This is a genomic window from Flavobacterium sp. RSP15, from assembly GCF_003968755.1.
In the GTDB taxonomy this organism is placed as follows: domain Bacteria; phylum Bacteroidota; class Bacteroidia; order Flavobacteriales; family Flavobacteriaceae; genus Flavobacterium.
Map to the genome: position 1 here is coordinate 13,102 of NZ_RYDL01000001.1, position 24,648 is coordinate 37,749.

Sequence of the window (24,648 nt, forward strand, 5' to 3'; positions counted from 1 at the left end):
GTGGCCTTTTTTATTTAATTATGTGATAGATAAAAGACATCAAAATACTGTAATAATTTATTACTATCATTTTTTCTGAGTATGGTAGTCAAAAATTAAATAAATTCGCGTTATAAAAATAAAACATGACAGATTTACCTAAAGGAAGTAAAAAATTATTAAATGCTTGGGCCTTCTATGATTGGGCAAATTCAGTTTATACACTTACTATTGCATCTGCAGTATTTCCAATTTTTTATGAAGCTTTGTTTTCTGAGCGAGATCATTACATCGATGTTTTTGGTTTGCATCTCAAAAATTCAGCTTTAATCAGCTTTGTTACCGCTTTTGCCTTTTTACTAGTGGCTTTTATTTCACCTTTATTGTCTGGTATTGCGGATTATGTGGGAGACAAAAAATCATTTATGAAATTCTTTTGTTACCTTGGAGCATTGTCTTGTATGGGGTTGTATTGGTTTAATCTTGAAAATATATACATTGGATTGGCATTCTATTTTCTGGGATTGATTGGATATTGGGGAAGTTTGGTTTTTTATAATTCCTATTTGCCAGACATAGCTTATGTGGAGCAACAAGATAAAATTAGTGCCTATGGGTATTCATTGGGATATATAGGGAGTGTTATTCTCTTGATTGTGAATTTAGCGATGATTATGAAACCAAAACTTTTTGGAATAACAGGAACCGAAGGTGAAGCAGCAATGAAAGCCATGCGATATTCCTTTGTTATGGTCGGATTTTGGTGGATTTTATTTAGTCAGTACACCTATTATTTTTTACCTAAAGGTAATAAAAATGCCAATCGGAAAGTGACGCATCATGTTGTTTTTAATGGTTTTAAAGAGTTAAAAAAAGTATGGTTTTTATTAAATGAAAACAGTACATTAAAGCGATATTTAGGAAGTTTTTTTGTTTCAAGTATGGCGGTGCAAACAGTGATGCTTGTTGCTACTTATTTTGGAGCTCAAGAAATCGCTTGGTCATCTAAAGCGGAGAGTACAACGGGATTGATTATTTGCATATTAATAATACAATTAGTGGCAATTCTTGGTGCAGTTCTAACTTCTAGAGCTTCAGAAAAATTTGGCAATATTCCCACTTTAATAGGTATTAACTGTATTTGGGCCGTATTTTGCGCACTTGCATATTTTATTACTTTACCCATACATTTTTATGTAATGGCCTCTATTGCAGGTTTAGTGATGGGAGGAATTCAGGCTTTATCACGTTCTACTTATTCTAAATTATTACCAGAAACAGAGGATACGGCCTCTTTTTTTAGTTTTTATGATGTTGCTGAAAAAATTGGAATTGTAATAGGAATGCTGGTATATGGTATTATTGACCAGATTACCGGCAGCCCAAGGCTTGCCATTGTGTTTCTGGGGATATTCTTTGTTTTGGCAGTTGTGTTGTTAAAAAGAGTTCAAAAAAAAGGATTCTAAATTAATAAAAACCCTATGTTATAAAAGTATACAGCCAAAGTCAAGACTTTGAAATATGACGCGAGCCGTCCACTTTAGTATCTTTTTTTTTGGATCGCCTTTGTACTCTATATCTCCCGATCCTGAAACTCTTGCATAAATACTTTTGGTACAATATATTTTACTGTCTCCAGAACCAGAAATAGTTGAAGTAACATTTTTAGCTTTCAAACCAGAAGCGTCTATATCTCCAGAGCCATTTAACGAACTATCAAAATTTTCTGCCAGACCTTTTAAAATAATATCTCCGGAGCCACTTAAATTGATTTTGAAGTCAGTGGCTTCAAAATTTAAATGTAAATCTCCAGAACCATTTAATTGTGCTGAAAATGATTTTGATTTGATGTTGCTTTTACTGATAATATCACCTGATCCCGCCAGTGAAACTTGACTAATACTTTCAAATGAGACACTGGTTACAATTTATTTTCCTTTGCTGGTACTGATGTATTTATTTTTTTCTCGGCAGCAATTTTCAATACTTGATCAATAACTTCAACTTTGATATTAGGCAATAAATTTTCTTCGCCTTTTATCGTAATGTTTTTTTCATTTGCTAAAATTAATTCGACATTAAAAAATCCTGCAACTGTAATTTTATAATATGAGGTGGTGGTTCTTTTTTCAGAAATAAGGGTTCCGTTTCCTTTTATATTTGGGTTAGACACCCATTGTGCTTGAGTCATTGTTGTTACTAAAAAAATGCAACTGATAAACAATTGGATTGATTTTTTCATAAATTACGTTTTTAGTTATTCGTTAATTGATTTAGTTTAACAGCTTTTAATCGGGGATTATAGTCCAATTAAGAAGTTTTTTTTTAGAAAAAACTTTTTTTTTGAGTTTGATACCTATTCATTATAATTAAATTCTAATTTAATGGCATATTTTAAACTATTTTAAAATTAAAAATCAGTAGCGGATCCACTCTTTTTAATCATGCGCGAAAAGCAACTTCTTATTTGTAATCATTTATTTTAATAAATGTCTTCAGGAAATCTTACTGAATTCCATTTTCAGCAAAATGAACGTATGTTACAATTGGGTACAATAGTATATATATTGCTATTGCAAAGCGATGATAAACTTTGCACTATACTTTGTGATTTATATTGCAGCAGTCCAAAATCAATTCTTTTGTATTTTTTTTGGGGGGGGGTAAATTCAAATAGCGCCATATAAATTATTTGTTTGTTACACCTTTATGAGGTTAACATTATTTTTTCTTTTGAAGTATTTTGTGTTGTTTTATTTAAGTGCTCAATACTGTTTGTAAAATATCGCTTTCCAATTAATGATGTGGTATAAAGATTATATTTTGGCACAAAGATTGCCTCTTATATCGCTGTGCAAATAATCAGATGTAAACGTGGAATTTAGATAAGAAACTACTTTGAAACCTTATGTTTGTCTAAAGAACGAATTTTTTTAATGACAAAAAGACTTAAATACTATATGTCAAATCATAAAATACTTACTATTGACAATCTGTCACTTCAGGAATTTGATTCGGAAGCAGATTTAATTCCACTTTTGACGCCCGAAGACGAGGAGGAAATGAACAATGAGGCTTTACCTGAATTATTGGCTATATTGCCTTTGCGAAATATGGTTTTATTTCCAGGAGTTGTAATACCAATTACTGCGGGACGCGATAAATCGATTAAATTGATCAATGACGCTAACGTTGCAGGGAAAACTATTGGAGTTGTTGCTCAAATCAATGAGGAAGATGAAGACCCAACCAAAGCAGATATTCATAAAATAGGTACAGTAGCCCGTATTTTGCGTGTACTGAAAATGCCTGACGGGAATATAACGGTAATTCTTCAAGGTAAAAAACGTTTTGAGATTGAGACTGTTATTGACGAAACATCTTATATTACTGCAAAAATCAAGGAAGTTCCAGAGAAAAGACCTAAGAAAAACGATACTGAATTTGTAGCCATTCTGGATTCAATCAAAGAATTAGCGATTCAGATTATAAAAGAAAGTCCAAACATTCCCAGTGAAGCTACTTTTGCCATCAAGAACATTGAAAGCCAATCGTTTTTAGTCAACTTTGTGACTTCGAATATGAATTTGACAGTTAAAGAAAAACAAGATTTATTGGCGATTAATGAATTGAAAGAAAGGGCTTTAGAAACGCTTCGCTACATGAATATTGAGTTGCAAAAACTCGAATTAAAAAATGATATTCAATCTAAAGTTCGGTTTGATTTAGACCAACAACAGCGTGAATATTTCCTGCATCAGCAAATGAAAACCATTCAGGAAGAATTAGGTGGCGTTTCTCAGGAAGAGGAAATGGACGAAATGTTACAGAAGTCCTTGACCAAAAAATGGGATGAAAAAACTAAAAAACATTTTGACAAGGAATTGTCTAAAATGCGTCGCATGAATCCCCAAGCGCCTGATTTTGGCACTCAAAGAAACTATCTGGAGTTGTTTTTGGAATTGCCCTGGAATGAATATTCTAATGATAAATTCGATTTAAAAAGAGCACAGAAAATATTAGATAGAGATCATTTTGGTCTTGAAGATGTTAAGAAAAGAATGATAGAACATTTGGCAGTTTTAAAATTGCGAAATGATATGAAATCCCCAATTATTTGTTTGACAGGACCTCCCGGAGTTGGAAAAACATCTATTGGACGCTCTATTGCAGAAGCTTTAGGCCGAAAATATGTTAGAATTTCTCTTGGTGGGTTGCGTGATGAAGCGGAAATTCGCGGACATAGAAAAACGTATATAGGTGCCATGCCTGGACGAATTATCCAAAGCTTGAAAAAAGCCGGAACCTCAAATCCTGTTTTTGTTTTGGATGAAATCGATAAATTATCAAACAGCAACCAAGGGGATCCGTCATCAGCATTATTGGAAGTTTTAGATCCGGAACAAAACAATTCTTTTTATGATAATTTCCTTGAAATGGGATATGATTTGTCTAAAGTGATGTTTATTGCTACATCGAATAATATGGCTGCGATTCAACCTGCGTTGAAAGACAGAATGGAAATCATCAAAATGTCAGGCTATACGATTGAAGAAAAGGTAGAAATTGCACGTCAGCATTTGTTTCCAAGACAATTGAAAGAACATGGTTTGACAACCAAAGATTTAACTATTGGTAAAAAACAATTAGAAAAAATTGTCGAAGGATACACACGTGAATCCGGAGTTCGTGGCCTAGAAGCTAAAATTGCTCAAGTAATCCGTAACGCAGCAAAATCCGTTGCAATGGAGGAAGCGTATAATAAAAAAGTAACGGATGACGATATCATAAAAACACTAGGTGTTCCAAGGCTAGAAAGAGATAAATACGAGAATAATGATGTTGCCGGAGTAGTAACTGGTTTGGCCTGGACCTCTGTTGGCGGTGATATTTTGTTTATAGAATCGTTGCTTTCCCCGGGAAAAGGAACCATGACAATTACCGGAAACTTGGGTACAGTAATGAAAGAATCTGCCACCATTGCTTTAGAATATATTAAGGCCAATGCATCATTTTTAGGATTGGATTCAGAGCTGCTTTCTAAATATAACATTCACTTACACGTTCCGGAAGGAGCCACTCCAAAAGATGGACCAAGTGCAGGAATTGCAATGCTGACGTCCTTAGTTTCGTTATTTACACAAAAACGAGTGAAGAAAAACTTAGCCATGACAGGAGAAATTACTTTACGTGGGAAAGTATTGCCAGTAGGCGGAATCAAAGAAAAGATTTTGGCTGCAAAAAGAGCCAATATTAAAGAAATTATTCTGTGTCATGAAAATAAGAGTGATATTGATGAAATAAAACCTGAATATCTGGAAGGACTTTCTTTTCATTATGTAAAAGAAATGAGCGAAGTATTGAAATATGCTCTAACTGATCAAAAGGTTAAAAACGCTAAGGATTTGTAATAAAAACAAATTCTAAATTTAAAATCCAACTTCTAAAACTTGATTTTCAAGCAAAGGAATTTGGATTTTTTTATTTGTAATTACCAGTTTTAAAGTTGCCATTTATTGTATTTATAATTTTATCTTCGCAGTTGCGTTTTACTTATACAAACTCCAATTTAAAGCATGCTAAAAAAAATACATCTGTACTCTTTTCTTTTTGTTTGTGCTTTGTCTTACAGTCAAATAGGAGGAAAGTATGCCTATCAGTTTTTAAATTTAGTGACCTCACCAAGACAGGCAGCTTTAGGCGGGAAAGTGATTACGATTTATGATGAGGATGTCAATCAGGTCCATTTTAATCCGGCTACTATAAATGCAGAAATGGACAATCATCTGGCTCTGAATTACGGGAGCTACTTTAATGAAGTGACTTATGGAACTGCTTCGTACGCGTATACATACGATCGTCATTTACAGACCTTTCAGGCGGGTGTAAACTATGTAAATTATGGTAATTTTGAAGGATTTGATGAAAATGGCCAGCCTACGGCAGCATTTACTGGAAGTGAAATAGCGCTTTCTTTCGGGTATGCCTATAATATTCCCTATACGAATATTCATATTGGTGCGAGCGCTAAATTGATTTCTTCAAATTTAGACATTTATAATTCTTTTGGTGGTGCGTTAGATATAGGCGCTCTTTTTATTGATGAAAAAAATGATGTCAATTGGGCTTTGTCCATTCGAAATATAGGCACACAGTTTTCAACGTATAATGGTACAAATGAAAAACTGCCACTAGAAATAATCGCAGGAGTGTCACAGGAATTAGAAAATGTCCCTATTCGCTGGCATCTTACTTTAGAGAATTTACAGCAATGGAATATTGCTTTTTCAAATCCAGCTAGAGCTACATCTTCATTTAATGGAGAATCAACCGAAGAGAAGGTGTCATTTGTAAATAATGCTTTGCGTCATGTAATTATGGGAGTAGAGCTTTTTCCTAAAAGAGCCCTTAATTTGCGATTGGGATATAATTTTAGACGAGCCGAAGAATTACGCATTGTCGAGCAACGTAATTTTTCAGGAATTTCATTGGGTTTTGGACTTAAATTAAATAAACTTAAATTTAATTATTCATATTCAAGATATACCTTGGCAGGAAATACAAGCCTTTTTGGATTGACAATTAATTTTCAAGAATGATTTTGATATAACATTGAACTTTAAATTTTACATTTTGAACAAAAAAATCACCATTGCGATTGACGGTTTTTCATCAACCGGAAAAAGTACTTTAGCCAAACAACTCGCAAATCATTTTGGATATGTATTTGTAGATACCGGAGCAATGTATCGTGCCGTTACTTTTTTTGCGATGCAAAAAGGATATGTTAGCGCCACTTTTTTTGATAAACAAGCATTGATTAATAGTTTATCAAATATTAAGTTGCAATTTAAATTCAATACTGATTTGGGTTTTGCCGAAATGTATTTGAATGATGTGAATGTCGAAACTGAAATCAGAACGATTGAAGTGTCTAGTTTTGTCAGTAAAGTAGCCGAAGTTTCTGAGGTTCGCAGTAAATTAGTCGAACAGCAAAAAGAAATGGGAAAAGACAAAGCAATTGTTATGGACGGCAGAGATATAGGCACCGTTGTTTTTCCGGATGCCGAACTTAAAATATTCATGACCTCCAGTGCAAGTACAAGAGCAAAAAGACGCTATGACGAGTTAGTTCAAAAGGGCGATAGTATCACGTATGAAAAAGTTCTCAAAAATGTAGAAGAGCGGGATTATATTGATACTCACCGGGAAGATTCTCCCTTGATAATGGCCGATGATGCGATAGAAATTGACAATTCACATTTAAATCGTAAAGAGCAATTTGAGCTTGTTTTAGAATTGGTAAATGAAATTACTAAAACGATATAATTAGTTGCAGATTTAATTTTTAATAGTAGATTTACGCCTTGTAAATTTTTTAAAATAAAAAAAACAATTCATCGCATGGGAATTAAAAATAGATTGGTAATAATGAGTTTTCTTCAGTTTTTTGTTTGGGGAGCTTGGTTGATTACCATTGCAAATTATTGGTTTGGCACCAAGAATTGGGAAGGAACTCAATTTGGATTGGTTTTTGGAACTATGGGAATTGCTTCTTTATTTATGCCGACACTAACCGGAATTATTGCTGATCGATGGGTAAATGCTGAGAAATTATATGGAATTCTTCATATTTTGTATGCTGCAGTATTATTTTTTATCCCACAAGTTACTACTCCGGAAACCTTTATTTATAGTATGCTTTTAGCAATGTGTTTTTATATGCCAACGATTGCTTTGAGTAACTCAATTTCTTACACGGCTCTAAAATTAAACAATAAAGATGTAATCAAAAATTTCCCTCCAATACGGGTTTGGGGAACAATCGGTTTTATTGTTGCTATGTGGATCACTAATTTGACCGGAAATAAAGCAACGGAATATCAATTTTATATTGCAGGTTTAGCAGCGGTACTTTTGGGAATTTACTCTTTTACGTTACCCAAATGTAAACCGCAGCGCTTGTCTAAAGAGAATGCTTCTGTGATGGAAACACTAGGATTAGAATCCTTTAAGTTATTCGCAGATTATAAAATGGCTTTGTTCTTTGTTTTCTCCATGTTTTTAGGAGGCGCATTACAATTAACAAATGCGTACGGAGATGTTTTCTTGGATGAATTCAAACATTTTCCAAAATATGCTGATTCTTTCGTAGTGGAATATTCAACTATTATCATGTCGATTTCTCAAATATCGGAGACTTTATTTATTCTTGCGATTCCTTTTTTTTTAAGACGTTTTGGTATCAAACAAGTGATGTTGATCAGTATGCTGGCTTGGGTATTGCGTTTTGGATTATTTGCTTACGGCAATCCTACAGACGGGTTGTGGATGATTATTATGTCCTGTGTGGTATACGGAATGGCATTTGATTTCTTTAATATATCAGGATCATTATTTGTGGAAACCACCACAGATCCAAAAAATCGTTCTTCGGCACAAGGATTGTTTATGATGATGACCAATGGTTTTGGAGCGGTTTTAGGAAGTTTTACTTCGGGATGGGCTATTGACAAATACTTTACAAAATCATTTAATAATACTACAGATTTAGCTGGTTTTCTGGAAACAGAAACGACGAATTCAAAGATGTTAGAATTTATTTCAAATCAAGGAAATACAATTACATCAGACGGTTTGTTTAGTAAAGCCATTTTTATGAAAGACTGGCATACCATTTGGCTGGCTTTTGCTATGTATGCATTGATAATTGCCGTGGCTTTTGCCGTTTTATTCAAGCACAAACACAATCCTGTAGATTTTGAAAATGTAAGTCATTAGAAAGGAAAGAAAAATAAAAAAAACCGATAACTAAAAATAGCTATCGGTTTTTTTATGCTGGGAATCAAATATTTGTATAACTAGCCCCGAGTGAAGCGACATCCTTTTATACAGCATCCAGCCTTTTGAAGGCTGGATGCTGTATAAAAGATATAGCGGAAAGCGGGAGTAATCGTCATAAAAATCCCAAAACGTACTGCTCCTAAAAAACAATACATTATCTCATTTAAATTATTTTGCAAATTAAGATAAATGTGTTACTTTTGCAGTCCTTTTGGTGAATAAGAGTTTCCTTCAGGTATTACACAATTATACAAACAACTTCTGTTGTTTTCTAGCACATTAAGAAACTCGAGAGAATACAGAATACAAATTTTCAATCAGCATGTCTGAACAAGTAAAATCACAAGAAGAGTTTTTAGCAAATTTTAACTGGCACAACTTTGAAGAAGGTATTGATGCAGTGGATCAAAAAAACTTATTAGAATTTGAAGAACTAGTTTCAAAAACATTTATCGCTACGGATCAAGAAGAAGTAGTAGATGGAACAGTTGTTAGAATTACAGATAGAGACGTTATTGTTGATATCAACGCAAAATCGGAAGGTGTTATTTCATTGAACGAATTCCGTTATAACCCAAGTTTAAAAGTAGGTGATACTGTTGAAGTATTAATTGACATCCGTGAGGATAAAACAGGTCAATTAGTATTGTCTCACAGAAAAGCACGTACTATCAAATCATGGGATAGAGTTATTTCGGCTAACGAAACAGGAGAAATCGTTAATGGTTTTGTAAAATGCAGAACTAAAGGTGGTATGATCGTTGACGTTTTCGGAATTGAAGCGTTTTTACCAGGATCTCAAATTGATGTTAAACCAATTAGAGACTACGATGTATATGTAAACAAAATGATGGAATTCAAAGTGGTAAAAATTAACCACGAATTCAAAAATGTTGTTGTTTCTCATAAAGCGCTTATTGAAGCGGATATCGAAATCCAGAAAAAAGAAATCATCGGTCAATTGCAAAAAGGACAAGTATTAGAAGGTGTTGTTAAAAACATTACTTCTTATGGTGTCTTTATTGACTTAGGTGGAGTTGATGGATTGATTCACATTACTGACCTTTCTTGGTCAAGAATCAACCACCCATCTGAAGTATTGGAATTAGACCAAAAATTAAACGTTGTAATCCTTGATTTCGATGACGAAAAAACAAGAATACAATTAGGATTGAAACAATTAAACGCACACCCTTGGGATGCTCTAGATGCTAAATTAGCAATTGGAGACAAAGTAAAAGGTAAAGTAGTTGTAATCGCTGATTACGGTGCATTTATTGAAGTGGCTGAAGGTGTTGAAGGTTTAATCCACGTTTCTGAAATGTCTTGGTCTACTCATTTACGTTCTGCTCAAGATTTCGTAAAAGTAGGAGATATTGTTGAAGCAGTTATCTTAACATTAGACAGAGATGACCGTAAAATGTCATTAGGTATCAAACAATTGTCTCAAGATCCTTGGACTGATATCACTGCTAAATATCCTGTAGGTTCTAAACATTCAGGTATCGTTAGAAACTTTACAAACTTTGGAATTTTCGTAGAACTAGAAGAAGGAATTGATGGATTGATTTACATCTCAGACCTCTCTTGGACTAAGAAAATCAAACATCCATCTGAATTTGTAAATGTTGGTGAAAAATTAGATGTAGTAGTATTAGAATTAGATGTTGATGGACGTAAATTATCTTTAGGTCACAAACAAACTACTGCTAATCCTTGGGATCAATATGAAGATTCATTTGCAGTTGGAACAATCCATAACGGTGAAATTTCTGAAATTGTTGACAAAGGAGCTACTGTAGAATTTGGTGATGATATCGTTGCTTTCATTCCTACACGTCACCTTGAAAAAGAAGACGGAAAGAAATTGAAAAAAGGCGAAACAGCTGATTTCAAAGTTATCGAATTCAACAAAGAATTCAAAAGAGTGGTTGCCTCTCACACTGCTATCTTCCGTGAAGAAGAAGAGAAAAATGTGAAAGCAGCTACTGAAAACACATCATCTTCAGCATCTACAAGTAACAATGCTTCGGCATCAACTTTAGGTGATAGTAATGATGTATTAGCAGCATTAAAAGCTAAAATGGAAAAATCAGAGAAAAAATAATTTCTTGATTTTTTTGAATATAGAAAGCTCCACAGTAATGTGGGGCTTTTTTTGTGTAAAATCAAATTCCGATTTGACTTTTTCTTAGAAGTGAAACATTCTTAGACACAAAAAAAAGATCCTCCCGCTGTACGGAGTATGTTACTTGTATAAACCCATCACAAGTACTAATTTACATAAGTAACTCGTTCTACAAAAGACACTTCCTGCAATCTGGTCTCATTGGCACCTTTTAGATTAGTAAAGACGCATTAAAATATATTATATATATAATTGATTACTAGTAATTTGTGAAATAAGTGTGTGTTTTTAAAACCAAAAGCAATTTTACTGCGTAAATCCTACTATATAACTTAAAAAAAATAGAATTTATGAAAACAAGAAAATTTTTATCAATTGCATTAATGACATTGGTATTTGGAACTGCATCTTTCGCTCAAAAAAGTGTTATGGTTGGAGGAGCAGCTATGTATCCAACTAAAAATATTGTTGAAAATGCGGTGAACTCTAAAGACCATACTACATTAGTTGCTGCAGTAAAAGCAGCTGGTTTAGTAGAAACATTACAAAGTAAAGGACCATTCACTGTTTTTGCTCCAACAAATGCCGCATTTGATAAATTACCACAAGGTACCGTTGACACTTTATTGAAGCCTGAAAACTTAAAAATGTTGCAAACAATATTGACATATCATGTTGTTGCAGGGAAAATGAATGCGATGGATATTGCAAAAGCTATTAAAAAGGGGAATGGGAAAGCTACAATGAAAACGGTTAGTGGTGGTACTTTAACTGCTTGGATGAAAGGAAAAGATTTATATATTACGGATGAAAATGGTGGAAAATCTAAAGTTACAATTGCTGATGTGAATCAATCAAACGGTGTTATTCATGTGATTGATGCCGTTGTATTGCCTAAACAATAGTTTTTAAGATAGAGGTTAAATTGTTGGTTAGATGAAAAAGAGCCCTGCTAATTAGCAGGGCTCTTTTGTATATATGAAATCCCAGGATAAAACCGGGATTTCTCTTTTAATTATTATGTTAGAATGCATCTAAGATAATTGATAAAGTTGAATGAAAATGTATCGTTATTTTTAAAAAACTATCTTAAAGTAGCTCCAAGCTCCGTTTCAAAATGATGTTGTAGTTTATTCATTATTTTGTCAATTTGTGCATCAGTCAGTGTTTTAGAATTATCTTGAATGATAAAACTTAATGCGTATGATTTTTTTCCTTCAGGAAGGTTTTGACCTTGATATACATCAAATAAATTAATATCTTTTAAAAGTGTTTTTTCTGTCTGCCGTGCAATGTTATAAATACTTTCATAAGTTATGTTTTGATCTATAAGCAAAGCCAAATCCCTGCGCACTTCCGGATATTTTGGAATCTCGGTATATTTTATTTTCGCAGAAATTAATTTTAAAATTAGAGCCCAATTAAAATCCGCAAAAAATACTTCTTGTTTGATTCCAAAATGTTTCAATATTGATTTTTTTACCACCCCAAATTCTACCAAAGTATCTTTGAGACATCCAATTGCAATTCCTTCAGAAAAAATATCAGATGTAACAGGTAAATTTTGTGTTTTTTGAATCCCTAATCTTGAAAGGATTCCGTGGACATAGCCTTTAAACAAAAAGAAATCAGAGGGTTTTTGAGCGTTAGTCCAATTTTCTTGATTTCTGTTTCCGGAAAGAAATAAAGTCAAATGTTTTTTCTCTTCATAACCAGCAAGATAGTTGTGGTATGATTTTCCAAATTCAAATAATTTTAAATCGGAATTTTTACGATTAATATTATAGGAAACAGCCTCTAATCCGGAGAATAACAGGGATTGTCGCATTGTTGATAAATCAGCACTTAACGGATTTAGCATTGTTACGTTGTGTTCTTCTTTAAGTATTTCACTCAGCGCTACATAAGAAGCGGTCGTCAGTGAATTAGCCATCATCTCATTAAATCCTTGAGAATTTAATTGTGTGGCAATCAGATTTTGTATTTTATAGTCTTCGTTTCTGGGAGAATTAGAAACAGTAGCATTCAATTTTTTTGAAAATTTAATGTTATTGTAACCATAAACCCTTAATATTTCTTCAATTACATCAATTTCTCTTTGTACATCAACCCGGTAAGCCGGAATGGTTAAACCTAAACCTGCGTCAGAAACACTATTGATTTTAATTTCTAATGACGCTAAGATTTGTTTGATCGTATCTTTTGGTAATTCCTGACCAATTATTTTAGCGACTTTACTAAAATTTAAAAACACTGAAAAGTCTTCCAATTTTTTTGGATACATATCCACAACATCAGATGTTATTTCGCCTCCTGCTACTTCTTGTATTAATAGAGCTGCTCTTTTTAGGGCGTATGCGGTAATGGTTGGGTCAATTCCTCTTTCAAATCGAAAGGAAGCATCCGTATTCAATTGATGTCTTTTCGCTGTTTTACGAATACTTACGGGATTAAAATAAGCACTTTCCAGAAAAATAGAATTGGTATGTTCACCTACTCCTGATTTTTTTCCGCCAAAAACACCGGCAATACATAAAGGTCCTTTTTCATCACAAATCATTAAATCTTCTTCGTGTAAGGTTCTTTCTACATCATCAAGAGTAATGAATTTAGTTCCGGCAGGAAGTGTTTGTACGAGTATCTTTCCATTAATTTTTGCAGTATCAAAGGCATGAAGTGGTTGACCCAGCTCATGTAAAACATAATTGGTTACATCTACAATATTATTTTTAGGATTGATTCCAATAGCTTTCAATCGGTTTTGCAACCAAGCTGGTGATGGTTTTACCTCTATACCAGAAATGGTTACACCACAATATCTAGGAGCCAGTTTAGACTCTTTGACATCAATATCAATTTTTAAGGTTCTTTTATCTACTCTAAAATTACTTACCGAAGGGGTGATCAGTTCTACATTGACACCGCTTTGCAGCATTCCTGCTCTCAAATCCCGAGCAGTTCCCAAATGGCTCATGGCATCAGCACGATTGGGTGTCAATCCAATTTCGAAAACTTCGTCATTTTCAATTTTAAAAACGGTGGATGCAGGAGTTCCTGCTGCTAAAGCATCGTCCAGTATCATAATTCCGTCATGGCTATCGCCTAGTCCTAGTTCATCTTCTGCACAAATCATTCCGTGACTTTCTTGTCCGCGAATTTTTCCTTTTTTTATTATAAAAGCAATTCCCGAGGCGTCATATAATGTGGTTCCAATAGTAGCAACCGGCACTTTTTGTCCTGCAGCAACATTAGTGGCACCACATACAATCTGTACAGGAACGCCATTTCCTAAATCGACTGTGGTAATTTTTAATCGGTCAGCATCCGGATGTTGGATGCACGTAAGCACGTGTCCCACAACAATGCCTTCTAATCCGCCTTTTACGGATTGGTATTTATCAACAATTTCTACTTCTAATCCTAAATCAGTTAGTAATGCTGCAGTTTCCTCGGATTTCCAGTCTATTTTAATAAATTGTTTTAACCAGTTGTAAGATATTTTCATCTTTTAATTTTAATGAGACTGCAAATATAAGGATTGCAGTTTGGAGTAAAAAACAATTTTTTTGGTTTTTTACAACTCATTTATATGGATTGACTACGAATTAAAAATACAGATAAAGGAATCTTAAATATAATTATATGTGAATTAAATAATAAAATCAGGTTAAAAAAACACATATTTAAATTTAATGCTATTACTTGAATGAATTGTGCTATTCTAAAGAGAAATAGGTAACTATATTTGATAAAATATAAACAGAAAACAATATGGATAACGTAGCACAAAGACCTGAATTTAAGGCAAAATATGATAATTATATTGGGGGAAAGTTTGTTGCACCAATTAAAGGGGAGTACTTTGATGTTGTTTCTCCTATTGACGGAAAAGTATTTACACAAGCAGCACATTCCAGTAAAGACGATTTAGACTTGGCGGTCAACAAAGCTCATGAAGCTTTTCAGACGTGGGGTAAAACATCAGCTACAGAACGCAGCAATATATTGAATAAAATTGCTCAGGTTATGGAAGACAATCTGGAATACCTCGCTATTGTTGAAACTATTGATAATGGGAAGGCCATTCGAGAAACATTAGCGGCCGATATGCCCCTAGCAATTGATCACTTTCGTTATTTTGCCGGAGTAATCCGTGCAGAAGAAAGTTCAATAACTGAATTAGATTCGCAAACCGTTTCGATAGCTTTAAGTGAACCTTTAGGGGTAATTGCCCAAATCATTCCTTGGAATTTCCCTATTTTAATGGCTATCTGGAAATTAGCTCCTGCATTGGCCGCAGGAAATACTGTAGTTTTGAAACCAGCTGAAAGTACACCAATTTCGATTCTTGTTCTGATGGAATTAATTGGCGATTTACTTCCTCCGGGAGTCATTAATATTGTGAATGGTTTTGGTGCTGAATTGGGAAGAGCTTTAGTAACCAACAAAAAAGTTTCTAAAGCAGCCTTTACCGGATCAACCACAACAGGGCGTTTAGTGATGCAATATGCCACCGAAAACATTATTCCTGTAACCTTGGAATTGGGAGGAAAATCACCAAATATTTTTATGAAATCAGTAGGAGATGCGGACGATGATTTTTTTGATAAAGCCATTGAAGGTGCCGTCATGTTTGCTTTAAATAACGGTGAAATTTGTACTTGTCCGTCCAGATTATTAGTGCATGAAGATATTTATGATAAATTTATCTCCCGAGTAATTGAAAGAACAGCAGCTATAAAACTAGGAAATCCGTTAGACAGAACTACAATGATGGGAGCACAAGCTTCATTAGTTCAAAAAGAAAAAATCCTAAGTTATATAAAATTAGGAAAAGAAGAAGGGGCAGAACTCTTGATAGGTGGTGAAGAAAATAAATTAGAAGGTGATCTTGAAGGAGGATATTATATCAAACCAACACTTTTCAAAGGACACAACAAAATGCGTATTTTTCAGGAAGAGATCTTTGGACCTGTTTTAGCCGTGACTACTTTTAAAACAACAGAAGAAGCGATTGCCATTGCAAATGACACGATGTATGGCTTAGGAGCCGGACTCTGGACACGTGATGCACACGAAATTTATCAGGTTCCTAGAGCGATTCAAGCAGGTCGCGTTTGGATTAATCAATACCATTCCTATCCTGCAGGGGCTCCTTTTGGAGGTTATAAACAATCCGGAATTGGTCGCGAAAATCATAAAATGATGTTGGGACACTACCGTCAGACAAAAAATATGCTGATTTCTTATGATAAAAACAAATTAGGTTTCTTTTAATAAACTTCTGATTATTGGTTAATTTTAAATCTGACAGATTGTATAATTTGTCAGGTTTTATCTTTAAATAAATTTCACCAAGAGCCACAATGATTAATTAGAAATTTTTGTTCTGAAAAAAAATCCTTTGAACCATGAAGAGATTAATGCTTACTAAGGTTAAAAACGTAACTTTCTTAAGTTAATAATGCTCTAAAAAGATACTGAAATTTTAGTATCACTTAACGGATATTTTATTAAATAATTTTATAATGACAAAACGAATCGATGCCACAGAAAAAGCAATAGCATTAATCAAAATTTTACAGGAAAAACATGGCGATTTAATGTTTTATCAAGCGGGGGGCTGTTGCGAAGGAACACAGCCACAATGTTTTGAAAAAGGGGGTTTTTATCAACGCATGGGCGACGTATGTATTGGAACTATCGAGAATACGGAGTTTTGGGTGGATAAGGATTTATTTGAATATTGGAAACATGCCCATTTTACTTTGGATGTGATTGATGCATTTGGCGTAGGAGGTTTTTCATTAGAAACACCATTGAAAAAAACATTCCGAGTCGAATACAGAATTTTTACACCTGAAGAAGAACTATCACTTGAGCCAGTAACCTTTATTGAATGATCAATTTACGCATAATAATTGGTACTGTTTGGGGGTAATTCCTTCGTGTTTTTTAAATAACCGAATGAAATAATTACAATCTTCAAACCCGGATAAATAACAAACTTCATTAATTTGTATGGTTGGGTTTTTGAGCAATTGTTTCGCACATCTCATTTTTTCGCTAATCACAAATTCAATCGGACTCATTCCTAGTTCTCTTTTGAAAAACCGATAGAACGAGGCGGTACTCATACAGGCTTTTTCACTTAAATGTTTCATACTGAAATTTTCTTTCAGATTCAATCGAATGTATTCTACCACTTGTGTAATGGGATTTTTTTGGTCAATAAATAAGCCATCATCAATAGCTTTTGCGGTTTGGGTTTGTATTATTCGGATCAATAATTCCTGTAAAGTCAAATCAGCCAGAGCATCTTTAGTAATAGACGTACTCATGCATTCTTTGATTAATTTATTGATGGTACCTGCCAGCTCTACATTGTTGTAGAAAAAATAATTTTGGTAGTTTAATTGCCAAAATTGGTCGTTTCCGTCTTTAGGATACCGTTCGTTCAAAAACTGTAAGGTATCTATAATCTTAGTTTGCTCTATGGCCAAAGCCAAACACTGTGTTGGATTTTTTCTTGTAGCCTCCGGGAAATCAATTTTCATTTCTACATTTGAGGGAATCACTACTGTTTCTCCTGGTAAGTACACAAAGCTCGGATCATCAAAAAGATGCATCACTTTTTTACCTCTGAGCATGCTGGTCACTACAAAATCATTAAATTTTAGAGGGACTAATGCCGATGATTCATAAGTTTCAAAAAGATTTAGTTCGCAATGGTTCAAAGAGTAAACCGTTCGGTTCTCCACTAATGTTTTTAACGATTTCTCGTTTGATAAATGCGGCGGAATGATGAAGGTACGATTACTATTCATAAATTTAAACTTTAAAAAAGGAAAAGTCTAAATTTAAAGTAAATAACTTAAATTTTAGTGCTATTTATGGAATATTTAAATTAATTCTTCGACGTGTTTTTTTATGTTTTCCGCCATTTTTTTAGTGGGCAGATCATTGGCATCCATGCCAAAAGGATCTTCAATTTCTTCGGCAATCAGCTCTAAACTTGCTAAAACATAAAAGATAAATACCACAACCGGAATTACATAATATCCCAAACTAAACACGTATCCAAAAGGCAAAGTCAGTACATAAATAAAAATAAATTTTTTGATAAAAGCACTGTATGAATAGGGGATAGGAGTGTTTTTTATACGTTCACAGGCACCACAAATATCAGTAAACGAATGAACTTCAGCATTTAAAATCAAGAGTTGGTCGCCTGTTATTTTTTTAGAAACATACAAATCATTGATTTTTTGAAACATCATTTTTGCGACCTGATTGGGCTTGTGTTTGTGATGATCAATGTCTAAATCCAGATCGTCAAAAAGTTGCAGGCTGGTGTCACGGTCGTTTAAATGTTTATGTAAAATTGAGGCATACCCGGGAATTATTTTGCGAAAGAAATTACGATCTTTTTCGTCCTGCAACATTGCAGACAATTTAATGGATAAATTACGACTGTTATTTACCAATGATCCCCATAATTTTCTTCCTTCCCACCAGCGATCATAAGCTGTATTGGTTCGGTAGGCTAATAATAATGAAATTACAAAACCCAACATTCCGTGCATTATTGAAATGTTTTTTACGGGACTGTTATCCGGCAAATGCCAATATTCAATTTCAAAATACCCTATTACACCGGAATAAATACCAATAAGTAGCATCATTGGTATCAATTTCCGAAAAGTATCGGCTTTGCTTAAATGGAAAATAAAACTAATCCAATCTTTAGGGTTATACGAAGTCATTCAGATTTTTTATTTGCAAAAATAAACTAAAATGAACTTTCTGGTTCTAAATAAGGAACCAAAATTTTTGACTGTAAACTACCATTCATTTTGTCTTTAAAATTCGAAAATTGAGCCATGGAAAAAAGAACAAAATTGTGAATTATTGTCAAATTAAAAAATAAGATTTCCCGCCAATTCTCGAAGTGCAATTTCAGATAATTTGCCTTGAAATTGGGCGTTACTATAGCGAACCTTTGCATTAACATAATTCAATTGTGCGGTTCTGAATTCTAGAGTGGTAATGGTTCCAATGCGAAATTTATCTAAAGTTATAGTCAAATTCTGTTGGGCTATTGCTTGATTTTTTTCTTCCAATGTTATCAATTCTAAATTGGTCAAATAGGTTTGATAGGAGGTTGCCAATTGAGCATTTAGGATCAAATTTTGTTGCTGAATTGATATTTTGGAATTTTCAATTTGAATTTTTGCTATTTTTTCATTTCTATTTTGAGAAAATCCATCAAACAGGTTTAATGTTGCTGTAAAGCCATAATTAAAACCTCTGGATTGCGATTGTGTGACGAAACCAAGACTGGATTGACTTTCTGAAAAGTTATAGGCCGTATTAACTCTGATTGTAGGATAACGTCCTGCTTTGATTTGCTTCAATTGCAATTCAGCTACTCTTTTATTGATGATCTGAGCTTCTAATTGTGGGTTTTGCTTTTCGGCCAGCACAGTAAGTTCCGGAAGAAATAACAGTCGGTCTACTGCAAGTACATCGATTACTTTAAAATTAATTTTAAGATCTCTAGCCATAATTTGATTCAGCAGGATTTTGCTGTTAGCATAGAGTTCTTTTTGTCTTAAAAGTGCGACTTGGTCTGTATTTAAATCTACCTGAGCATTCAAAACCTCTAATTTAGATGCTTTTCCGATTGTAAATCGGTTTTGTGCTAAAATTAGTCTCTGATTTGAAATAACAATTGTCGTATCCAGAGCGGCCAATTGTTGTTGCTGTTGCACTAAATCATAATATGCAGCATTTACGTCACTAATTTTAGTAATTAAGGTCAGCTTTAATTGGGCTTCCCCAAGTTTTTGTAACTCTTTGAGCTGGTTCATTCGAGCAAACATTCGGAATCCGTCAAAAATGGTCCAGTCCAGACCGACACCATAACTCAAACTGTTATTTTTAGCATTGTCTAATTCCGTTTCTGCACCGTCTTGCCTGGTTTGGGAACTATTTTGAACGCTGTTATTGTCCACTACAGAAGCTGTTACGATGGGTAACATTCCTGCATTTCCAACCGCTACGTTTGTTTTTTCTATTTTTAAATTATTGGCTGCAATTTTTATTTCGTAATTATTTTCCAATGCTATTTTTATGGCACTTTCCAATGTTAGCACTTCTTGTGCTTGGGTATTTAAAATACAAAAGAAAATTAAAATTAAACTGCGAAAGAGTATTTTAGTATTTGTCATAATTGTTTTTTTTGTCACAGATAAATCCTTGTCATTTGTTGCTCCGTTCACATTATTGAACTTCTTTTTCATATTCTTCAATATGATCAAATTCAGGATAATGTTTTCTAGCTTTAGACCACATTAAGTACATGGCAGGGATTACAAATAAAGTTAGAATTAAAGAGAAAATTGTTCCGCCAACAATGACAACTCCCATTCCAATTCTACTGGTAGATGCTTCTCCTAAAGATAAGGCAATAGGCAAAGCTCCCAATGAAATAGCTAAACTAGTCATTAAAATAGGACGAAGTCTGGATTCAGAAGCTTCTAAAATAGCCTCCAGTTTTGGTTTTCCTTCTTCTCTCAGTTTATTGGCAAACTCAACTATCAAAATCCCATTCTTCGTGACTAATCCAATAAGCATTACCGTTCCAATTTGGCTGAAAATATTCCACGTCTGATCAAACAACCAAAGGGAGAATAAAGCACCTGCAACAGCCATTGGAACTGTCAAAATAATAATTAAAGGATCGATAAAACTCTCAAATTGTGCTGCCAGAATCAAAAATATTAACAGTAAAGCCAATCCAAAAGCAAAAGAGGTATTAGAACTACTCTCTACATAATCCCTGGATTCGCCCCCTAAATCAGTGGTAAAAGTGTCGTCAAGTACTTTCGCTTTAATTTCATTCATGGCATCAATTCCATCACTGATACTTTTTCCCGGGGCTAATCCGGCAGTTACAGTGGCTGACATGTATCGGTTATTGTGGTACAATTGTGGCGGATTGCTCTGTTCTTGAATACTAACAACATTATCCATTTGGATTAATTCTCCACTACTATTTTTTACATACATAGCAGTTAAATCCAAAGGTTTGGATCGGTCTTCTTGTTCAAATTGTCCAATGACCTGATATTGTTTTCCATTGCGCATAAAATAACCAAAACGCTGTCCGCTCAAAGAAAGTTGTAAGGTTTGTGCAATATCCATAACAGATATACCTAAACTTTTCGCTTTTTCCCGATCAATAGTAACATTGATTTCGGGTTTGTTAAATTTTAGGTTAACATCGGTAACCGAAAACGTAGGGTTTTTGTCAGCCTCATCCATAAATTCAGGAATCTTTTTTTCCAATTGTTCAAAATTAGGAGCCTGAATAATGTATTCAATTGGTAGACCTCCACGTCTGTTTACTGCAATAGTAGGTTCCTCAATAACTGAAGTCTTAATTTCGGGATATTTTTTTGTTAATCTGTTTAATTTTTCTGCAATTTCCTTTTGAGATTTTTCTCGTTCTCCTGTTTCTGAGAGTGCCAGTCGAATCATTCCACTATTTACAGAGGAGGAACCCCATCCCGGTGATGTAATTACCAAAGCAACCTCTTTTTCCGGAATAGAATCATCTACTAATTGTGATAATTCTTGCATAAAGCGGTCCGTGTATTCGTAGGACGAACCCTCAGGAGTTGTCATTCTCATGACAAGAGCACTACGGTCATCGTAAGGAGCAGTTTCTTTTTGCAATAAATTAAAAAATACATATATTAATCCAAAACAAGCTATAAGAATGGGAAAACTGATCCATTTTCGTTTCATAAAAGTACTTAATGCACTGGCATAACCACTATTTAATCTTTGGTAAAATGGTTCCGAATAAATATAGAATTTTGATTTTTTTTGTTCCCCGCCTTTCATCAAATAGGCATTTAACATCGGTGTTAATGTTAATGAGACAAAAGCCGAAATTAATACTGCGGCTCCTATGACAACGCCAAACTCCCGAAATAGCCGCCCAACAAATCCTTCCAGAAAAATTACCGGTAAAAATACGGCTGCTAAAGTTATTGAAATAGAGATTACAGCAAAAAAGATCTCATTAGAGCCTTTTATAGCTGCCTCAATTGGAGACATCCCTTCTTCGACCTTCTTAAAAATATTTTCCGTGACAACAATTCCATCATCAACGACCAGCCCTGTAGCAAGAACAATAGCTAATAAAGTCAGTACATTTATCGAGAAACCAAAAAGATACATGATGAAGAACGTTGCAATTAGCGAAACCGGTATGTCAATTAAGGGTCTAATGGCAATAGCCCAATCTCTAAAGAATAAATAAATGATCAGAATTACCAGAATGATAGAAATTAATAAGGTTTCAGCCACTTCAATAACGGATTTTTTTACAAAAATAGTGCTGTCAATAACAATGTTTAATTTAATATCTTTGGGTAAATCCTTTTTTAATTTATCGTATTCTAGGTAGAATTCTTTTGAAATATCTAAATAATTTGCACCAGGAAGCGGAACTATAGCTACACCCACTAACGGTAAACCGGATTGCGTCATTTTTGTTTCCAGATTTTCAGGTCCTAAAACCGCTGTACCTATATCACTAAAAAGAACCGTTTTTGCTCCTTCGGAACGAATGATAATATTATTGAACTCTTCGGCTGTAGATAAATTTCCAGCTGTTTTTACTGTTAATTCCGTATTATCGCCCGTTATTTTTCCAGAAGGGAGTTCTACATTTTGTTGATTTAAGGCATCTCTAACTTCGGCTACGGAACATCCGTAAGCGGCTAATTTGACAGGATCAATCCATAAACGCATGGCAAATCTCTGTTGTCCCCAAATTTGAACTCCACTGACTCCAGGGATTGTTTCTAATCTTTGGGCAATAACATTTTCAGCATAATCACTTAATTCTAGGGAATTTCTGGAATCACTTTGAACTGTCATCGAAATAATGGCACGACTATCGGCATCTGCTTTAGAGACAACAGGAGGGGAATCAATGTCTTCTGGCAAATTTCGTACTGCCTGAGATACTTTATCCCGGACATCATTTGCGGCAGCTTCAAGATCCTTACCTAAATTAAATTCAATGGTTATGCTGCTGTTTCCTTGGGTACTCGACGAAGTAATGTTTCGAATTCCTTCAATAGAATTGATTGCTTTTTCTATAGGCTCGGTAATTTGTGACTCAATAATATCCGCATTTGCTCCGGCATAATTGGTTCGAATCGAAATTTGCGCAGGATCAATAGAAGGAAATTCCCGGACTCCCAAAAAACTATACCCAATTATTCCAAATAACACAATGGAAAGGTTCATTACTATAGTTAATACAGGTCTTTTGATACTTAAAGTTGATAAACTCATTGTTTTAATTTAGTTTTTAATCCCAATAAACAAAGGGATTTAATTTTAAGGGTATTGACCTTAAATATTATTTTTAGCGACAGTTACTTTTACAGGAACATCATTTTTTAAGGACATAATACCACTGGTCAATAAAGTATCACCCGCCTTAAGTCCTGAAAGTACTAAGATGGAAGCATCCGTTCTGGTGGCGGTTTCGACCATCACTTGCTTTGCTATTCCTCCACTGGAAATAAAAACTTTTTTACCGTTTTGAACCGGAATGATCGCTTCTGTTGGGACTAAGATCGCATCTTTGATAATATCCAAAGGCATTTCTACATCGGCAAAAAGTCCCGGTAATAAGTTACCGTCTTTGTTTTCTGCTAATGCTCGTACTTGTATGGTTCTGGTAGCTACAGACACTCTTGGCTCAATAGCATAAATCATAGCGCTATATTTTTTATTAGATCCGGCTACTGTAAAGTGTAAAGAGGTGTTTTTCTTAATTTGTGTAGCATATTTTTCAGGAATCGAAAAAGTTATTTTTAGCTTGCTGGTGTTCACAAGATTTGCAATTAACATGGAAGGTGTAATATAAATCCCCGGAGAAATAGAGCGCAAACCAATTTTTCCTGAGAAGGGCGCTCGTACAGATGTTTTGGCAATTTGAACTTGAATCAACTGAGTTTGGGCTTCTGCTGATTTTAGATCCGCTCTGGCTAAATCATATTCTTCCTGGCTAATGGCTTCTTTTTGAAGTAATAATTGTGCTCTTCTTGCATTTTCTGAAGCTAATCCTTCTCGAGTAGATGCTTGTCTCAATTGGGCTCTTAACTCTAAATCATTCACTTTAAAAAGTACTTGGCCTTTGCTGACGCTACTTCCTTCCTCAAAATAAATTCGTTCAACAATTCCTGAAACTTCACTCCTGATTTCAACCTGTTCATTGGCTTCAATAGAACCAGACAGCGATAAATTATTATCAAACGTTTGTGGCTCTACAATAATTCCACTGACATTCATTGATTTGATATTTCCTGATTGATCTTTTGAATCGCCACTTTTACTTTTGTTTTCTTTTATTCGGTAACCAATAAATCCAATGATTCCGATTGTTAACAAGGCATAAACTAGGTATTTAATTTTCATAGTTATTAAGTAAGATTAGGTCTCAGTTTTTTAGTTAAAGACAAATTTAGGTTTTAGAAATGAATTAATTGAGGTGTTAATTTTTATTTAACGTTTGTACATACAAATGTCTTGTCCGTAAAAAATACGTTTCTGAATTCTAAATATTTTAGAAATATAGCATTAAAAAAAATGTTTTCGGAAAC

Annotated in this window: 17 protein-coding genes; 9 read left to right on the top strand and 8 right to left on the bottom strand. The window is 34.1% G+C overall.

All coding sequences use genetic code 11. The features are described 5' to 3' along the window. The first annotated feature begins 125 nt into the window (after positions 1 to 125). Entirely contained in the window at positions 126 to 1,445 is a 1,320-nt protein-coding gene (locus EKM00_RS00055; RefSeq protein ID WP_126451445.1) for an MFS transporter, read from the top strand. An 18-nt stretch (positions 1,446 to 1,463) separates the two neighbouring features. Here EKM00_RS00055 and EKM00_RS15035 read toward each other — a convergent pair whose 3' ends face one another. Both EKM00_RS15035 and EKM00_RS15040 read right to left on the bottom strand, forming a co-directional pair. Then, on the bottom strand, positions 1,464 to 1,907 hold the full coding sequence (locus EKM00_RS15035) for a head GIN domain-containing protein (protein ID WP_126451718.1): 444 nt from the start codon (positions 1,905 to 1,907) through the stop codon (positions 1,464 to 1,466). Continuing rightward, entirely contained in the window at positions 1,901 to 2,221 is a 321-nt protein-coding gene (locus EKM00_RS15040) for a GIN domain-containing protein (protein ID WP_126514811.1), read from the bottom strand. Before EKM00_RS15040 ends, EKM00_RS15035 begins: the two co-directional genes overlap by 7 nt. Before the next feature lie 718 nt (positions 2,222 to 2,939). On the opposite strand from EKM00_RS15040, the gene lon reads away from it, so the two are divergent. The 6 genes from lon to EKM00_RS00095 all read left to right on the top strand — a co-directional run bounded on the left by lon (position 2,940) and on the right by EKM00_RS00095 (position 11,856). Continuing rightward, positions 2,940 to 5,390 (top strand): endopeptidase La, encoded by a 2,451-nt coding sequence (gene lon, locus EKM00_RS00070; protein ID WP_126514812.1) that lies wholly within the window; start codon positions 2,940 to 2,942, stop codon positions 5,388 to 5,390. A 165-nt stretch (positions 5,391 to 5,555) separates the two neighbouring features. Next, complete coding sequence (porQ, locus tag EKM00_RS00075; protein ID WP_126514813.1) at positions 5,556 to 6,578, top strand: type IX secretion system protein PorQ; 1,023 nt, start codon at positions 5,556 to 5,558, stop codon at positions 6,576 to 6,578. Positions 6,579 to 6,612: 34 nt separating this feature from the next. Then, positions 6,613 to 7,308 carry a (d)CMP kinase gene (cmk, locus tag EKM00_RS00080; protein ID WP_126514814.1) on the top strand — a complete coding sequence of 232 codons (696 nt, stop codon included), beginning with the start codon at positions 6,613 to 6,615 and terminating at the stop codon, positions 7,306 to 7,308. A 75-nt stretch (positions 7,309 to 7,383) separates the two neighbouring features. Beyond that, positions 7,384 to 8,760, top strand: a complete 1,377-nt coding sequence (locus EKM00_RS00085; RefSeq protein WP_126451450.1) for a nucleoside permease — start codon at positions 7,384 to 7,386, stop codon at positions 8,758 to 8,760. 385 nt (positions 8,761 to 9,145) lie between these two features. After that, the gene (gene rpsA / locus EKM00_RS00090) at positions 9,146 to 10,930 is read left to right on the top strand and encodes a 30S ribosomal protein S1 (protein WP_126451451.1); all 1,785 of its coding nucleotides are present in this window, start codon (positions 9,146 to 9,148) and stop codon (positions 10,928 to 10,930) included. A 371-nt stretch (positions 10,931 to 11,301) separates the two neighbouring features. Next, entirely contained in the window at positions 11,302 to 11,856 is a 555-nt protein-coding gene (locus EKM00_RS00095; protein ID WP_126514815.1) for a fasciclin domain-containing protein, read from the top strand. 179 nt (positions 11,857 to 12,035) lie between these two features. Here EKM00_RS00095 and pheT read toward each other — a convergent pair whose 3' ends face one another. Next, positions 12,036 to 14,456 carry a phenylalanine--tRNA ligase subunit beta gene (gene pheT / locus EKM00_RS00100; protein WP_126514816.1) on the bottom strand — a complete coding sequence of 807 codons (2,421 nt, stop codon included), beginning with the start codon at positions 14,454 to 14,456 and terminating at the stop codon, positions 12,036 to 12,038. A gap of 266 nt (positions 14,457 to 14,722) precedes the next feature. On the opposite strand from pheT, the gene EKM00_RS00105 reads away from it, so the two are divergent. Both EKM00_RS00105 and EKM00_RS00110 read left to right on the top strand, forming a co-directional pair. Beyond that, complete coding sequence (locus EKM00_RS00105) at positions 14,723 to 16,228, top strand: aldehyde dehydrogenase family protein (RefSeq protein WP_126514817.1); 1,506 nt, start codon at positions 14,723 to 14,725, stop codon at positions 16,226 to 16,228. A 251-nt stretch (positions 16,229 to 16,479) separates the two neighbouring features. Then, positions 16,480 to 16,854: a DUF779 domain-containing protein gene (locus tag EKM00_RS00110; RefSeq protein ID WP_126451455.1), complete on the top strand. Its 375-nt coding sequence runs from the start codon at positions 16,480 to 16,482 to the stop codon at positions 16,852 to 16,854. Here EKM00_RS00110 and EKM00_RS00115 read toward each other — a convergent pair whose 3' ends face one another. The 5 genes from EKM00_RS00115 to EKM00_RS00135 form a co-directional block, all read right to left on the bottom strand. Then, a complete protein-coding gene (locus tag EKM00_RS00115; protein ID WP_126514818.1) occupies positions 16,855 to 17,778 on the bottom strand; it encodes an AraC family transcriptional regulator in 924 nt (307 codons plus the stop codon). Between the two features lie 75 nt (positions 17,779 to 17,853). Beyond that, complete coding sequence (locus EKM00_RS00120) at positions 17,854 to 18,717, bottom strand: bestrophin family protein (protein ID WP_126451457.1); 864 nt, start codon at positions 18,715 to 18,717, stop codon at positions 17,854 to 17,856. A gap of 153 nt (positions 18,718 to 18,870) precedes the next feature. Then, positions 18,871 to 20,184, bottom strand: a complete 1,314-nt coding sequence (locus tag EKM00_RS00125) for a TolC family protein (RefSeq protein ID WP_126515093.1) — start codon at positions 20,182 to 20,184, stop codon at positions 18,871 to 18,873. A 52-nt stretch (positions 20,185 to 20,236) separates the two neighbouring features. Then, on the bottom strand, positions 20,237 to 23,332 hold the full coding sequence (locus EKM00_RS00130; RefSeq protein WP_126514819.1) for an efflux RND transporter permease subunit: 3,096 nt from the start codon (positions 23,330 to 23,332) through the stop codon (positions 20,237 to 20,239). A gap of 60 nt (positions 23,333 to 23,392) precedes the next feature. Further along, on the bottom strand, positions 23,393 to 24,463 hold the full coding sequence (locus EKM00_RS00135; protein WP_126514820.1) for an efflux RND transporter periplasmic adaptor subunit: 1,071 nt from the start codon (positions 24,461 to 24,463) through the stop codon (positions 23,393 to 23,395). Positions 24,464 to 24,648 lie beyond the last annotated feature (185 nt).

Bases quoted from the DNA above. Each gene is read 5' to 3' on its own strand.
- EKM00_RS00055 (WP_126451445.1), top strand. From the start codon at position 126: ATGACAGATTTACCTAAAGGAAGTAAAAAATTATTAAATGCTTGGGCC.
- EKM00_RS15040 (WP_126514811.1), bottom strand. From the start codon at position 2,221: ATGAAAAAATCAATCCAATTGTTTATCAGTTGCATTTTTTTAGTAACA.
- lon (WP_126514812.1), top strand. From the start codon at position 2,940: ATGTCAAATCATAAAATACTTACTATTGACAATCTGTCACTTCAGGAA.
- porQ (WP_126514813.1), top strand. From the start codon at position 5,556: ATGCTAAAAAAAATACATCTGTACTCTTTTCTTTTTGTTTGTGCTTTG.
- EKM00_RS00085 (WP_126451450.1), top strand. From the start codon at position 7,384: ATGGGAATTAAAAATAGATTGGTAATAATGAGTTTTCTTCAGTTTTTT.
- rpsA (WP_126451451.1), top strand. From the start codon at position 9,146: ATGTCTGAACAAGTAAAATCACAAGAAGAGTTTTTAGCAAATTTTAAC.
- EKM00_RS00095 (WP_126514815.1), top strand. From the start codon at position 11,302: ATGAAAACAAGAAAATTTTTATCAATTGCATTAATGACATTGGTATTT.
- pheT (WP_126514816.1), bottom strand. From the start codon at position 14,456: ATGAAAATATCTTACAACTGGTTAAAACAATTTATTAAAATAGACTGG.
- EKM00_RS00105 (WP_126514817.1), top strand. From the start codon at position 14,723: ATGGATAACGTAGCACAAAGACCTGAATTTAAGGCAAAATATGATAAT.
- EKM00_RS00110 (WP_126451455.1), top strand. From the start codon at position 16,480: ATGACAAAACGAATCGATGCCACAGAAAAAGCAATAGCATTAATCAAA.
- EKM00_RS00115 (WP_126514818.1), bottom strand. From the start codon at position 17,778: ATGAATAGTAATCGTACCTTCATCATTCCGCCGCATTTATCAAACGAG.
- EKM00_RS00120 (WP_126451457.1), bottom strand. From the start codon at position 18,717: ATGACTTCGTATAACCCTAAAGATTGGATTAGTTTTATTTTCCATTTA.
- EKM00_RS00125 (WP_126515093.1), bottom strand. From the start codon at position 20,184: ATGACAAATACTAAAATACTCTTTCGCAGTTTAATTTTAATTTTCTTT.
- EKM00_RS00130 (WP_126514819.1), bottom strand. From the start codon at position 23,332: ATGAGTTTATCAACTTTAAGTATCAAAAGACCTGTATTAACTATAGTA.
- EKM00_RS00135 (WP_126514820.1), bottom strand. From the start codon at position 24,463: ATGAAAATTAAATACCTAGTTTATGCCTTGTTAACAATCGGAATCATT.